Annotated in this window: 12 protein-coding genes; 5 read left to right on the top strand and 7 right to left on the bottom strand. The window is 70.9% G+C overall.

Features of this window, described 5'->3' with window-relative positions:
- Together nuoN and ACYVLT_RS28635 are read left to right on the top strand one after the other, a co-directional pair.
- The gene (nuoN, locus tag ACYVLT_RS28640; protein WP_461123287.1) at window positions 1–1,569 is read left to right on the top strand and encodes an NADH-quinone oxidoreductase subunit NuoN; all 1,569 of its coding nucleotides are present in this window, start codon (window positions 1–3) and stop codon (window positions 1,567–1,569) included.
- A 21-nt stretch (window positions 1,570–1,590) separates the two neighbouring features.
- A complete protein-coding gene (locus ACYVLT_RS28635) occupies window positions 1,591–2,592 on the top strand; it encodes a polyprenyl synthetase family protein (RefSeq protein ID WP_461123286.1) in 1,002 nt (333 codons plus the stop codon).
- A 298-nt stretch (window positions 2,593–2,890) separates the two neighbouring features.
- Here the strand turns inward: ACYVLT_RS28635 and rarD are convergent, their stop codons facing one another.
- Complete coding sequence (gene rarD / locus ACYVLT_RS28630; protein ID WP_461123285.1) at window positions 2,891–3,754, bottom strand: EamA family transporter RarD; 864 nt, start codon at window positions 3,752–3,754, stop codon at window positions 2,891–2,893.
- Between the two features lie 258 nt (window positions 3,755–4,012).
- Between rarD and ACYVLT_RS28625 the strand changes: the two genes are divergently transcribed.
- Entirely contained in the window at window positions 4,013–6,037 is a 2,025-nt protein-coding gene (locus ACYVLT_RS28625) for a sunset domain-containing protein (protein ID WP_461123284.1), read from the top strand.
- 90 nt (window positions 6,038–6,127) lie between these two features.
- On the opposite strand, the gene ACYVLT_RS28620 is transcribed toward ACYVLT_RS28625, so the two are convergent.
- From ACYVLT_RS28620 to ACYVLT_RS28605, 4 genes are all read right to left on the bottom strand, one after another.
- Complete coding sequence (locus ACYVLT_RS28620; protein WP_461123283.1) at window positions 6,128–7,183, bottom strand: 2-oxoacid:ferredoxin oxidoreductase subunit beta; 1,056 nt, start codon at window positions 7,181–7,183, stop codon at window positions 6,128–6,130.
- Window positions 7,180–9,126, bottom strand: coding sequence for a 2-oxoacid:acceptor oxidoreductase subunit alpha (locus ACYVLT_RS28615; protein ID WP_461123282.1), 1,947 nt, complete (start codon window positions 9,124–9,126; stop codon window positions 7,180–7,182). The genes ACYVLT_RS28620 and ACYVLT_RS28615 overlap by 4 nt, the downstream gene beginning before the upstream one ends.
- A gap of 220 nt (window positions 9,127–9,346) precedes the next feature.
- Entirely contained in the window at window positions 9,347–10,108 is a 762-nt protein-coding gene (locus ACYVLT_RS28610) for an enoyl-CoA hydratase (RefSeq protein WP_461123281.1), read from the bottom strand.
- A 10-nt stretch (window positions 10,109–10,118) separates the two neighbouring features.
- Window positions 10,119–10,559, bottom strand: coding sequence for an Lrp/AsnC family transcriptional regulator (locus ACYVLT_RS28605; RefSeq protein ID WP_360452783.1), 441 nt, complete (start codon window positions 10,557–10,559; stop codon window positions 10,119–10,121).
- 75 nt (window positions 10,560–10,634) lie between these two features.
- Between ACYVLT_RS28605 and ddaH the strand changes: the two genes are divergently transcribed.
- A complete protein-coding gene (gene ddaH, locus ACYVLT_RS28600; RefSeq protein WP_461123280.1) occupies window positions 10,635–11,513 on the top strand; it encodes a dimethylargininase in 879 nt (292 codons plus the stop codon).
- Window positions 11,514–11,531: 18 nt separating this feature from the next.
- Here ddaH and ACYVLT_RS28595 read toward each other — a convergent pair whose 3' ends face one another.
- Window positions 11,532–12,101: a TIGR03086 family metal-binding protein gene (locus ACYVLT_RS28595; RefSeq protein WP_461123279.1), complete on the bottom strand. Its 570-nt coding sequence runs from the start codon at window positions 12,099–12,101 to the stop codon at window positions 11,532–11,534.
- 63 nt (window positions 12,102–12,164) lie between these two features.
- Between ACYVLT_RS28595 and ACYVLT_RS28590 the strand changes: the two genes are divergently transcribed.
- Window positions 12,165–12,959, top strand: a complete 795-nt coding sequence (locus ACYVLT_RS28590; protein ID WP_461123278.1) for a DUF6597 domain-containing transcriptional factor — start codon at window positions 12,165–12,167, stop codon at window positions 12,957–12,959.
- 351 nt (window positions 12,960–13,310) lie between these two features.
- Here ACYVLT_RS28590 and ACYVLT_RS28585 read toward each other — a convergent pair whose 3' ends face one another.
- Complete coding sequence (locus ACYVLT_RS28585) at window positions 13,311–14,348, bottom strand: LysR family transcriptional regulator (protein WP_461123277.1); 1,038 nt, start codon at window positions 14,346–14,348, stop codon at window positions 13,311–13,313.
- Window positions 14,349–14,432 lie beyond the last annotated feature (84 nt).

The following is a 14,432-nucleotide window of genomic DNA, read 5'->3' as shown; positions in this document are numbered from 1 at the left end:
GTGACGACGTTCCTCTCGCAAGTGGAGCGGCTGCAAGCCCCGGAGATCGACTACGGGGCCGTCGCACCGTTGCTGATCGTCCTCGGCGCAGCCTGCCTCAGCGTGCTGTTCGAGGCGTTCCTGCCGAAGACCTCGCGGTGGGCGGCGCAGGTCGTGCTGACCGTCCTGACGCTGGTCGGCGCCGGTCTGGTGCTGCTGGCGTACGCGGTTGCCGACGAGACGCTGGAGCAGGGCAAGCTCACCCTGGCGGGCACCATCGCGGTGGACCAGCCGGTGATCTTCCTGTGGGCCACGCTGCTGCTGCTCGGCCTCGGCTCGGTGCTGCTCATCGCGGACCGGTCCGTCGAACCGGGCGGCGCGTTCGTGGCGGACGCCTCGATCCTGCCCGGCTCGGTCGGCGCCCGCGACCAGCTGCGCCTGCGGGAGATGCAGACCGAGGTCTTCCCGCTGACGCTGTTCGCGCTCGGCGGCATGATGACCTTCGTCGCGGCGAACGACCTGCTCACCATGTTCATCGCGCTGGAAGTGCTGTCGCTGCCGCTGTACCTGATGGCGGGTCTGGCCCGCCGTCGCCGCCTGCTGTCGCAGGAGGCCGCGGTGAAGTACTTCCTGCTCGGCGCGTTCGCGTCGGCGTTCTTCCTGTACGGCGTGGCCCTGCTGTACGGCTTCGCGGGCTCGGTGAAGCTGTCCGACATCGCCAGTGCCACCACCGCCACGGACCGCTCCGACACGCTGCTCTACGCGGGCTTCGGCCTGCTGATCGTGGGTCTGCTGTTCAAGGCCTCGGTCGGCCCGTTCCACGCGTGGACGCCCGACGTCTACCAGGGCTCGCCCACGCCCGTGACGGCGTTCATGGCGGCGTGCACGAAGGTCGCCGCGTTCGGCGGCATCCTGCGCGTGCTGTACGGCGCGTTCGAGCGGTCGAGCTGGGAGTGGTCCGGCGTGCTGTGGGGCGTGGCCATCGCGTCCATGGTGATCGGCGCGGTCCTCGGCCTCACCCAGACCGACGTGAAGCGGATGATCGCGTACTCGTCGGTGGCGCACGCGGGGTTCCTGCTGATCGGCGCGATCTCGCTGAACGACGCGGGCCTGTCCGGGACGATGTTCTACCTGATGGCCTACGGCTTCACCACGATCGCCGCGTTCGGCATCGTCAGCCTGGTGCGCAACGCCGACGGCGAGGCCACCCACCTGTCCCAGTGGGCCGGTCTGGCGAAGCGGTCGCCGTTGGCGGCGGCCGTGTTCACCTTCCTGCTGCTCGCCCTCGCCGGTCTGCCGCTGACCAGCGGTTTCGTCGGCAAGTTCGCGGTGTTCGCGGCGGCCATCGAGGCCGGCATGACGCCGCTGGTGGTCATCGCGCTGGTGGCGTCGGCGGTGGCGGCGTTCTTCTACCTGCGGGTGATCGTGCTGATGTACTTCAGCGAGCCCGCGGCCGACGGCCCGACGGTGAGCGTGCCCGGCGCGTTCACCACGATCGCGATCACCCTGGGTGCGGCGGTCACGCTCGTGCTCGGCGTTTACCCGCCCGATGTCCTCGATTGGGCGGGTGCCGGAACGTTCATCTTCTAGTGGTACGTAGGCTCTGTAGCCGTGACCAGTAGCGAGCGGGCGGGGACGGGGTTCCGGTTTGCGGACCCCGTGCTCGCGGAGGTGGTTCAGGACGGCCTGGCCGAGGTGGAGGAGCTGCTGCACAAGGTCGTGCAGAGCGAGTTCCACCCGGTGATGGAGACGTCCCTGCACCTGGTGAGCGCGGGCGGCAAGCGCATCCGCCCGCTGTTCACCATCCTGTCCGCCCAGTTCGGCGGCACGTGGGACCGGGAGAGCGTGATCAAGGCGGCGGCCGTCGTCGAGCTGACCCACCTCGCCACGCTCTACCACGACGACGTCATGGACGAGGCCACCATGCGCCGCGGCGCGGAGTCGGCCAACGCGAAGTGGGACAACAGCATCGCGATCCTGACCGGCGACTACCTGTTCGCGCACGCGTCCGCGCTGGTCGCCGACCTGGGCACGGGTGCGGCGCGGATCATCGCGGAGACGTTCTCCGAGCTGGTGACCGGTCAGATGCGGGAGACGATGGGCCCGCGGCCCGGTGAGGACCCGGTCGCGCACTACCTGACCACGATCGAGGAGAAGACCGGTTCGCTGATCGCCACCGCCGCCCGGTTCGGCGCGATGTTCTCCGACGTCAGCGCGGCGCAGGTGGAGGCGCTGCGGGCGTACGGCGACGTGATCGGTGCGGCGTTCCAGATCTCCGACGACGTCATCGACATCGCCTCGCCGTCGGAGGAGTCGGGCAAGACCCCGGGCACCGACCTGCGCGAGGGCGTGAAGACGCTGCCGATGCTCTACGCCCTGCAGGACGAGCCGGACTCACGCCTGGCCAAACTGCTGGCCGGCCCCATCACCGACGACGCCGAGGTGGCCGAGGCCCTGACCCTCCTGCGTGCCTCCTCCGGCCTCCAACGGGCCCGCCAAACCCTGGACGACTACGCCGCCCGTGCCCGCGCCACCCTGAGCGCCCTCCCGGCCGGCACCGCCCGCAACGCCCTCGAATCCGTCAGCGACTACGTCGTCACCCGCACCCACTAACCACGAGAGTCCAACCCTCAGCACGCGCGTGTCCTACGTTCAGCACGCGCGTGTCCTACGTTCAGCACGCGCGTGTCCTACGTTCAGCACGCGCGTGTCCTACGTTCAGCACGCGCGTGTCCTACGTTCAGCACGCGCGTGTCCTACGTTCAGAACGCGCGTGTCCTACGTTCAGGTACCCCGAGTTCAACACTCAGGACGGCCGGTCGTGTTCTGAGCGTTGAACTCGGGTGTTCTGAACGTAGGACACGCGCGACGCGAACGTAGGACACGCGGGACTTGAAGGTTCGACTCGCGGTTAGGGGAGGGTGGGGAGGGGGAGGCGGCGGCGGGTGCGGAGGGCGTCGACGGTGAAGACCAGCAGGGCCAGCCAGACCAGCGCGAAGCCGAACCAGCGGGACGCGGGCATCGGCTCGTGCATCACGAACACGCCCCACGCGAACTGGAGCACCGGCGCCAGGTACTGCAACATGCCCATGGTCACCAGCGGCACGAGCCGGGCGCCCGCCCCGAACAGGATCAACGGGATCGCGGTGACGAGCCCCGCCGAGACCAGCCACAACGCGTGCCCCCACCCACCGGAGTGGAACGTCCCGGCGGGCCCGAGCCAGAGCAGGTAGCCCACCGCCACCGGGGCGAGCACCAGGCTCTCCGCGGTCAGGCTGGCCGTCGCGTCCAGCGGCACCGTCTTCTTCAGCAACCCGTAGAACCCGAACGAGCAGGCCAGCGCCAACGAGATCCACGGCAACCTGCCGTAGTCCACGGCCAGCACCACGACCGCCGTCACCGCGATCGCGAGCGCCGCGTACTGCGGCAGGCGCAAACGTTCGCGCAGGACGAACACCCCGAGCAGCACGCTGACCAGCGGGTTGATGAAGTACCCGAGCGCGGCCTCCACGACGTGCCCGGTGTTCACCGCGTGGATGTAGACGCCCCAGTTGACCGCGATGAGCACGGACGCGGCGGTCACCATCAGCCAGCCGCGACCCGACAGCCTGCGGATACCCGCCCAGCGGCCGAGCGCGGCGGTGATCACCGCCATCACCACCAGCGACCACGCGATCCGGTGAGCCAGGATCTCCACCGATCCGGCGGGCTGCAGCAACGGCCAGTAAGCGGGCACGATGCCCCAGAGCAGGTAGGCGCCGACGCCGAAAGCCATCCCCCGGTTGGTGCGGTCAACATCCTTCGCAACACTGGAGGCGTTGGTCAACGGCGGCACACGGGCTACTGTACGCCAGCCGTTTTGGCTGGTCAGTTGCTCCGAGTGGCCTACTATCTAACCCTGGTCACAGGTCCGGCCGGCCCCACGCGCCGGACCCGGCGGTCAGGGTAGTTTTGCACCGCTTCCCCTACCGGGTGAAGGCTCGGAAGCGGAGCGTGTCGGGGTGTGTGACAAGCAGCAGTGGGAGGGTCTCCCGTGAGTTCGCTCTTCGGGCAGGTGTGGCTGTGGAGCCTGCTGTCCTTCGTGGCAGGCGTCGCGCTCACCTGGCTGGTCCTGGTGCGCCCGGCCAAGCGAGAGCTGGAGGACCTGGAGGAACGCCTCCTCACGTCGCCACGCCCCGCCGCCGCCACCTCCGCGGCCGGCTCGGTCGCACCGAGGTCCGAGCCCGGTGACGAGTTCGACAACTGGCACGTCGAGGCGTCCCGCTCGCTGGCGGACGACGTGCTGACGCCGGAGCCCGCGCGCTACGAGGTCGCCGCGCCCGAGCGCGCCCGCTTCGAGGGTGCGGCCGAACCCGTCCGCTACGACGTGTCGAACATGAAGCTCGACCAGCGCGACTCGCTGCTGGAGGAGTTGGACGACGAGCACCGGCCGTTGTCCGACTTCGAGGAGCAGCACGACTTCCCCGAGTTCGACGAGCCGCCGCGCAGCCTGTTCGAGCGGCTCGCGCCGGGCCAGGACAGCCGGGAGACGCTGGAGCCGAAGCCGCGGCCGCACCGGCCCGAGGACGAGCCTGAGCTGCCCGCCGAGGAGACGACGCTGATGCCGGCCGTGCCGGCCGCCGCGGTGGCCGAGGTCGCACCCCGGCAGGACGAGCCGACCGCGCCGCCGGAGGTCCAGGTCTTCCAGCCGCGCGAGGTGTGGCGCGAGGAGCCCGTCCGCGAGGTCTACGACGAGGACGTGGACACCGCCGGCCACGAGGAGGAGGACGAGCCGGAGCGCAGGCCCTCCCCGGCCGAGGAGACGGCGCTCATCCCGGCCACCGAGCTGGCGCGGGCCATCGCCGAGGTGGACGGCGAGCAGCGGCGGGCCGAGGAGCCCGAGCCGCAGGTGTGGCCCGAGCACGACCTGACCGGCCACTTCGCACCCGTGGACGTCGAGTCGGCCCGGGGCGAGCTGTCCGAGCCCACCGTCAGCGCCACGCCCAGTGACGAGGCGTTCCTGAACGAGCTGTCGCGCAACGAGGCCCGCCAGAAGGAGACCCGCCGGCACGAGGCGCGCCAGGACGACGCACGGCACGACGACGCACGGCACGACGAGGCAGGCCGCGACGAGGCGCGTCGAGAAGAAGCGCGCCGGGACGATGTGTTCCGCAACGAAGGGCCGCGGACCGACATCATCCGCGCCGTGGTCGACGCCGGGCCGGTGGAGCCGAGGTCCGAGGCAGCCGAGCCGTCCCGGTTGCCCGAGCCGTCGCGAGCGCCGGAGCCGGTCGCGGAGCCCGAGCCGGTCGCCGAGCGCGAGCCGGTCGTCGAGACCGAGGTCGTGGCCGAACCCGAGGTGACGGCGCCCGAGGTGACGGCGCCCGAGGTGACGGCGCCGGAGCACGTCGAGCCGCCGGCGTTCGAGCCCACGTTCGTCCCGGCCGACCCGTCCCTGCCCACCCGGTCCGCCGAGCCCCGGCCCGAACCCAAGGCCGCGGAGCCGAAGAAGGACGAGCCGGCCCGCCCGCGCAGCCTGTTCGAGCCGCTGCCGGACTCCGACGAGGAGCAGGAGCCGGAACCCGAGCAGACCCGCCCGGCGCCGTCGTCCGGCAACGACCAGCCGTTCGTGCCCACGCTCTCGCCCGAACTGCTCGCCGGCAACCCGCTGCCGATGAACCCGACCGGCCTGCCCCAGCGCCCCACCCGGCCCACGGGCGCCCAGCGCACGCCTCCCGCACCGCTCTCACCGCAGCCCATCAAGCCGCCGCCACCGCGCCCGGTCCGCCCCCGCCCGGTCGGGTTCAGCCCGAGCACCGGCGGCCGGCAGCCCGCGCCCGGCAGCACCCGCTTCCAGGGCCAGCAGGAGGGGTTCAACCCGCGTTCGCCGTTCGGCCCCGGTTCGGTGCTGCCGAAGTCCGACGGCCTGGCGCCCGCGCCGGAGTTCCAGGTCAAGGCGACCCTCACCGGTCGCCGCTACTTCACCGACGAGTCGGCGAACTTCCGCGAGACCCGCGCCGACGTCTGGTTCCGCACCACGGCCGACGCCGAGAAGGCAGGCTTCCGCCAGGCGCCGTGACCCGAGCTCTTCCCTGGGGAGGGAAGTGCGAGAACCCCCTGTTCCGGGAGGCGGAACAGGGGGTTCTCCATTTGCACGGGTGCCGGCGCCCTAGCCTGCGACGGTCCAGGTGTCCTTGCCGTGCAGCAGCGCGCGCAGGTCGGCGGGCTTGGCGGCCTTGGCGTGCTCCACCTGGGCCCGTGCCGCGTCGTCGTACGTGGTGCGGGCGACGTTGCGGAACACACCGGTCACCGTGTGCTGCAAGTCCTGCGTCGACAGCCGCGACAGCGCGAACGACAGGTTCAGGTCCGACGCGTCGTGCACCACGACGTCCTCCGGCGCGACGTCCGCCGACTTGGCCACGGCCAAGCCGAAGCCCTCGCGCACCACGGCGTACTCGCCGTTGCCGAAGGTGATGGGCTGCCCGTCGACCACGTTGATGATCCGGCGGGCGGCCTCGTCGGAGTCCTTGAGCACGTCGAACGCGCCGTCGTTGAAGATCGGGCAGTTCTGGTAGATCTCCACCAGCGCCGACCCGCGGTGCTCGGCGGCCTGCCGCAGCACCTCGGTCAGGCCCGCCCGGTCCGAGTCGACCGCGCGGCCGACGAACGTGGCCTCCGCGCCCAGCGCCAGCGACACCGGGTTGAACGGGTGGTCGAGCGACCCGAGCGGCGTGGACTTGGTGACCTTGCCCTCCTCGGAGGTGGGCGAGTACTGGCCCTTGGTCAGGCCGTAGATCCGGTTGTTGAACAGCAGGATCTTGAGGTTCACGTTGCGGCGCAGCGTGTGGATCAGGTGGTTGCCGCCGATGGACAGCGCGTCGCCGTCACCGGTGACGACCCACACCGACAGGTCCGGCCGGGCCACGGCCAGCCCGGTCGCGATGGCCGGCGCACGGCCGTGGATCGAGTGCATGCCGTAGGTGTTCATGTAGTACGGGAACCGCGACGAGCAGCCGATCCCCGAGACGAACACGATGTTCTCGCGCTTGAGGCCCAGCGTGGGCAGGAAGGACTGCACGGCGTTGAGCACGACGTAGTCGCCGCAGCCGGGGCACCAGCGGACCTCCTGGTCCGACTTGTAGTCCTTGGCCTTCTGCGGCTCGTCCGTCGTGGGCACGCCGACCAGGCCCCCCACGCCGGGCAGCCCCAGTTCCGTCGCCGTCATTCGGACACTCCCTTGATCACATCGGCGAGCACGTCCTGCAGCTCCTCGGCCTTGAACGGCAGGCCCTGCACCTTCGTGTAGCTGATGGCGTCGACCAGGTACCTGGCGCGCAGCAGCAGCGCCAGCTGACCCAGGTTCATCTCCGGCACGACGACCCGGTCGTACCGGGCGAGCACGTCGCCCAGGTTCTTGGGGAACGGGTTGAGGTGCCGCAGGTGCGCGTGCGCCACCGGCATCCCCAGCTTGCGCACCCGGCGCGCGGCCGCGCCGATCGGGCCGTAGGACGAGCCCCAGCCGACGACCAGCACGCGCGCCTCGCCGGACGGGTCGTCGACCTCGACGTCGGGCACCTCGATGCCGTCGATCTTGCGCTGGCGCAGCCGCACCATGTGGTCGTGGTTGACCGGGTCGTAGGAGATGTTGCCGGTGCCGTCGGCCTTCTCCAGACCGCCGATGCGGTGCTGCAAGCTGGCCGTGCCGGGCACCGCCCACGGCCGGGCCAGGGTCTCCGGGTCGCGCAGGTACGGCCAGAACGTGCCGTCGGCCGCGTTCGGCTCCGTGGCGAACTCCACCGTGAGGTCGGGCAGCTCGGACAGGTCCGGGATGAGCCACGGCTCGGAGCCGTTGGCGATCGCGCCGTCGGACAGCAGCAGCACCGGCGTGCGGTAGACCAGCGCGATGCGCGCGGCCTCCAGCGCGGCGTCGAAGCAGTCCGCGGGCGACTGCGGCGCGACGATCGCCACCGGCGACTCGCCGTTGCGGCCGAACATCGCCTGGAGCAGGTCGGCCTGCTCGGTCTTGGTCGGCAGACCGGTGGACGGGCCGCCGCGCTGCACGTCGATGACGATCAGCGGCAGCTCGGTCATCACGGCCAGGCCGATGGTCTCCGACTTCAGCGCCACGCCGGGGCCGGACGTCGACGTCACGCCCAGCGCGCCGCCGTAGGACGCGCCCAGCGCCGCGCCGATGCCCGCGATCTCGTCCTCGGCCTGCAGCGTGGTGATGCCGAAGTTCTTGTGCTTGGACAGCTCGTGCAGGATGTCCGACGCCGGGGTGATCGGGTACGTGCCCAGCACCACCGGCAGCCCGGACTGCTGACCGGCCGCGACGATGCCGTAGGCGAGCGCGGTGTTGCCGGTGATCTGGCGGTAGGTGCCCTGGTTGAGCTTGGCGGGCGCGACCTCGTAGGTGACCGCGAACGACTCGGTGGTCTCGCCGTAGTTCCAGCCGGCCCGGAACGCCAGCACGTTGGCCTCGGCGATGTCGGGCTTCTTGGCGAACTTCTCCCGCAGGAACCGCTCGGTGCCCTCCGTCGGCCGGTGGTACATCCAGGACAGCAGGCCGAGGGCGAACATGTTCTTCGCCCGTTCCGCGTCCTTCTTGCCCAGGCCGGTGTTCTCCAGGGCGCCGATGGTCAGCGTGGCCATCGCGACCTTGTGCACCTGGTAGGCCTCGGTGAGGGAGTCGTCCTCCAGGGGGTCGGCCGCGTAGCCGACCTTGACCAGGTTGCGCTTGGTGAACTCGTCGGTGTTGACGATGAGGATCCCGCCCTTGGGCAGGTCGTCGATGTTCGCCTTGAGCGCGGCCGGGTTCATCGCCACGAGCACGTCGGGGCGGTCGCCGGGGGTGAGGATGTCGTAGTCGGCGAAGTGCAGCTGGAAGCTGGACACGCCGGGCAGGGTGCCCTGGGGCGCCCGGATCTCGGCCGGGAAGTTCGGCTGGGTGGCGAGGTCGTTGCCGAACGCGGCGGCTTCCGAGGTGAACCGGTCACCCGTGAGCTGCATGCCGTCGCCGGAGTCGCCGGCGAACCGGATCACCACGCGGTCGAGCTTGCGGACCGTGCCGGAGCGCCCGGACCCGGACGTCCCGGGTGCCGACTTCCCGGGCTCGGTCTGCTCAGGCGAGCCACCTGGCGCGGCGCCGTTACCAACGTCGGTAGTCATGTCCTACGCCGATCCCTTTCCTCACAACCGCTGTGGGGCCTGCTGCCCCGTCCCCCTCCGCGAGGGTAGTCGTGCCCGAGTGCGGGCCGGTTTCTCCTGTACCACTCTGCGGGACACTTCGTCCCAGCAGGTGCGCGGGGGCCGAACTGGGCAGCACGCGAGTAATACCGGCCGGTAACTGTTACTTGAAGTTACAGGTAGTCCAGGGCGCCTGTCCAGGTCACTCCCGGCCGCTGATCCGGGCCTTCATGGCCGCCAACCTGGCCTGGAACGCCGGCGTGGCGATCGAGGCCACCTGGGGCGCCAGTTCGGTGTCCACGGCCTGGGCGTGGTCGGCCAGGTTGGCGGTCGTGCGCATGGACGCCTTGATCGTGCGGACCAGGTCGCGCGGCGCCTCGGCCGACGGGCGGGCGAACCCGACCGCGGCGCCGACCAGGTCGTCGTGCCCGCCGTCGACCCGTGCCCAGGCCAACCCGTGGGATACCGCCGCGTCGGCGCCCAAAACCTGGCCGAACAGGGTCATGGCGGTCGCCGTCTGCGGCCCGACGAGCCGTTGCAGCATCCACGTCATCCCGCCGCCGGGGTGGATGCCGAGCTGGAGGAACCGAGCGTCGAACCGCGCGTCGGCGTTGACCAGGCGCACGTCGCACGCCAGCGCCAGGTTGAGGCCGGCGCCGACGGCCGCACCGCCGACCGCGGCGATCGTCGGCAACGTGCAGCGCGCCACCGCGAGGAACCCGGCGTAGATGTGCCGCAGGCCCTCCTCGCGGGCCTCGCCCAGGGCCGTGAGGTCCGCGCCCGCGCAGAACGCCGGCGGTGCTCCCGTGATCACGACGGCGTGCACGTCGGCGTCGTCCTCGCAGCTCCGCACGGCGGCGACGAGCTGGTCGGAGAGGTCGAGCGTGAGCGCGTTGCGGCGCTCCGGGTCGTGCACGGTGATGACCGCCACGCGGTCGGAGCGGTGGAGGAGCACTTCGGCCATGCGCGCGACTCTAAGGGGCCGGTGGTCGGTCCAGGAGGCGGGACAGCACGACCGTGGAGACGGTGCGGTCGATGATCTCGACGGCGCGCAGGCGTTCCAGCGCGGTCTCCAGGTGGTGGATGTTCGCGGCACGCAGGTGCACGATCGCGTCCGCCGCGCCGGAGACGGTGTAGGCGGCCCGGACCTCGGCCATCGTCTCCAGCCGCTGCTGGATGTCGTGCGGTGCGACGTTGCCGCGGCAGTGCACCTCCACGAACGCCTCCGTGCCCCAGCCGAGCTGCTCCGGGTCGACCACCGCGGTGAAGCCGCGCAGCACGCCCGTGTCGAGCAACTTGTCCACCCGCCGCTTCACCGCGGGCGCGGACAGGCCCACCTCCTTGCCGATGTCGGCGTAGCTGGAGCGGGCGTTGGCCATCAGGCGCGAAATGATTCGCTGGTCGATCGTGTCCACACGCAACATTGTGCCCTAGAAGACGCAATATCGCGGCGTTGTTCGATGGTCGGACGGCCATCTACATTTCGATCCATGACCTCGGTTTCCTTCGCGGGCCCCGGCGACGAGCCGATCGTGCTGGACGTCACCACGCCCGCCGCGCAGGTGCGCGTGCCGACCACCCGTCGGTACCTCATGTGCCCGCCCGCGTACTTCACGGTGGAATACGCGATCAACCCGTGGATGGACCCCACGCAGCCGATCAGCACGTCGCTCGCCCTGGAGCAGTGGACGGCCCTGAAGGAGACCTACGAGCGCCTCGGCCACGCCGTCGAGGTCATCGACCCGCAACCCGGCCTGCCGGACATGGTGTTCTCGGCCAACTCCGGCACCGTGATCGACGGCCAGGTCCTCGGCGCCCGCTTCCGGGCGCCGCAGCGGGCGGCGGAGGCCGACCACTTCCGGCGCTGGTTCCTCGCCAACGGCTACCGGACCGTCGTGATGCCGGAGCGCACCAACGAGGCCGAGGGCGACTTCACCTGGACCGGCAGGTACCTCCTGGCCGGCACGGGCTTCCGGACCGACCCCCTGGCACACTCCGAGGCGCAGGAGGTCCTGGGCGTCCCGGTCGTCTCCCTGCAACTCACCGACCCGCGCTACTACCACCTCGACGTGGCCCTGTTCGTGCTGGCCGACGACCTGATCGCCTACTACCCGGACGCCTTCTCCCCGGGCAGCCGCCGAGTCCTCCGCCGCCTGTTCCCGGACGCCGTCATCGCCACCGCCGAGGACGCCGCGTGCCTGGGCCTGAACGCGGTCTCCGACGGCCGCCACGTGGTCCTGCCGGTGGAGGCGACGGCGCTGGCCGACCAGGTGGCCCGCCACGGCTTCGACCCGGTCTTCGTGGACATCTCGGAACTGCGCAAGTCCGGCGGCGGCCCCAAGTGCTGCACGATGGAACTCCGGGACTGAACACGCGGCCGGTCGGGGTTATGGAGTTCGGCCGGTGAGGGCGAGGACGCGGTCGAGCAACGGCGCGTCCGCGGGCACGTGCACCTCGGGGCCGTAGAGACCCATCTCACGGCCCAAGGGCGCGGTCTGGACGAGGTCGGCGTGGATGAACTCCAGCAGGTCGTCGTCCCACGACGGCGCCTGGCCGGTGGCCTGCGCCAGGTCCCACGCGTGCACGACCGTCTCCGCCAGCACCATCGCGCCGATCATCTCGGCCGGCAGCGGCTGCGGGCTGCCGACCGACGTCGTGCCGGTCCACGCCGACGGTTCGCCCCACGCCGCCGCACGCTCCCGCAGCACGGCGGCCAGGTCGGCGGCCCAGTCGCCGGCGGTCAGGTCGACGTCGGTCTCCACGGCGGCCGGGGGCGGCACGGGCGTCTTGCGCGCGGCGGCGTTCAGGGACGGGCCCCAGAACAGCAGGTGGTTGACGAGCCCGCGGACGTCGAACGCCGGGCACGGCGTCGGCGCGTCCACCTGGTCGGGCTTGATGTGCTCGACGACCTCCAACGCGGTCGCCACGGCCTGGTCGATCAACTGCTCACGAGACATGCCGCCCAACGTAGGAACACTCGTCCCGGGTGTATTGAACAAAGGCGACATACGCTCGCGGACGTGACGCGACAGGACCGGGACGAGCTGGCGTCGGCGTGGCGGCGCCACCAGCGGCACGAGTTCCACCCGCCGTCGCCGGACCTGGCCGCGCACGTGGCCCGGTACTGGGTCGTGGAGTGGCGGTACGACCGGCCCTACCGCCAGCTGATCGTGCCCTACCCGAACGTCCAGCTGAGCTTCACCGGCGGCGCCGCGGTGGTGAGCGGCGTGTCCAGCGGGCACGTGTTCAAGGAGCTCGACGGCGAGGGCCGGGTCTTCGGCGTCGCCTTCCGCCCCGGCGCGTTCCGGCCGTTCCTGCGCGCGCCGGTCCAGTCGATCACCGACCGGTCCGTGCCCGCCGCGGCCGTCTTCGCCCACCTGCCCGGCCACCTGCTCGCCCACCTGTCCGACCACGCCGACCTCGACCGCGTGGAGGACGCGCTCCGCCGCACCCTGCCCGACCCCGACCCGAAGGCGCACCAGGCCGCCGAGATCGTCGACCGGATCATCGAGGACCCCCTGCTGACCAGGGTCGACGTGCTAGCCCGTGAGGTCGGCGGCAGCGTGCGCGGGTTGCAGCGCCTGTTCGCCGAGCACGTCGGCGTCGGCCCGAAGTGGGTGATCCGCCGCTACCGGCTGCGCGAGGTCACCCAGCGCATGGAGGCCGGCGGCCGGATCGACTGGGCCGCGCTGGCCGCCGACCTCGGCTACGCCGACCAACCCCACTTCGTCCGCGACTTCACCGCCATGTTCGGCGAGACACCGACCCGGTACGCCGAGCGCTACCACGACGCCGTCCCCGCCGGGCGCGGCTGAGACCCGATCCGGAACCCGCTCCGGACCCGACCCGGAAATCCGATCCGAAACCTCGATGCGAGACCCTGATCGTCACCCATAGGGCTGATCGCTCTAGCGCACCGACCCCCGTCGGTGCTCCGATCGACGGCACTCGCTGTCGACCAAGGTAGGGAGCGCGCCATGAACGACCTCGACGCCCAGCGTCCGTCGCCCCAACCGCAACAGGAGCAGGAGGAGCCCGTGGAACGGCAGAAGCCCGAGGCCCAGAAGCCTCTCACCGGACTGGAGTGGCTGGTGCGCCAAGCCCAACGGCGTCGCGAGGAACGCCCCTCGGGTCCGGCGCGTTAACCCGCGACCTCCGCCGGCGCGCTAGTCCGACACCTCGCGCTGGAACGCCGCCCACAGCAGGTTCAACGGGTGGTCGGCCGGGAACTTCGCCCGCTCCTCCTTGCGGGCGAAGACCCCGACCAAGCGCTCCAACTGCGGCTTCCGGTCGTTGGTCAGCTCGACCACGCGCAGGCCGGAGCCCTCGCGCAGCTCGTTGTTCGCGGCCACCACGCCCAGGCCCGACGTGACGATCATGCAGCCCTCGACGAGCCCGGACCGCAGCAGCGACATGCCGTACTGGATCTCGTCGATCTCCGCCGCGATGTCCAACTCGTTGCGGTAGTCCGGGCCGAACCAGCCGCGCAGGAACTCCGCGATCAGCCCGTCACCGGGCACCACCAGCGGCAGCTTCGGCAACTCCCCGGTGCCGACGCTGCCACCCAGCCTGCTCTCCGGCAGGTTCGTCAGCAGCGCCAGCCCGCCGCGCCGCCACTCGATCACGTCGAAGTCCTCGAACCCGCTGTTGCGACCCGCGTGCGTGACCACGCTCCCGCACACGATGTCGACCTCCTTGGACTCCAGGCTCGTCCAGATGTCCTTGGTGCGGATGTGCACGACCTTCAGCTCCACGTCCCGCCGGCGGAAGTCGTCCGCCACGTGGTGCCACGCCTTGGCCAGGGCGTCGAGCATGAACCGCGTCGTGCCGACGGTGAGCGTGGTGCCGAGCTTGCGCCGGCACTCGTGAATCGAATCGAGCCACTCCGTCAACGTGGTCCTCGCCAATTCGACCAACGCCTCGCCGGTCGGTGTGATCAGCACGTCTCTGCCCCGGCCCTGCTTGACGACCAGCGGTTCGCCGCACAACGACTTGAAGTTGCGGTTGAGCGTGTCGATCTGCTTCTGCACGCTGGACTGCTCCCGGCCGAGCACCCGTGCCGCGCGCAGCGCCGATCGCGTCTCGTACACCGCGATCAGCGTTCTGAGCTGGTCCAACGTGGTGTCCATCAGCAGCGGTGAGGTGTGCAGGAGCCTGCTGAGCTGGTTGCCCGCGGGCAGCAGCAGTTGGGCCGAGGTCGACATGCAGGGCCTCTCGGGTCGGGGCGTGATGTTCTACCGATTAGTTGTACTGAACTTGACCACAGTTCGTGCTGAAATTATCCGAAG

The sequence above is a fragment of the Saccharothrix stipae genome (assembly GCF_054781895.1).
The sequence above is the reverse complement of the archived record's forward strand: the minus strand, read 5'-3'. Positions and strand labels throughout refer to the sequence as shown.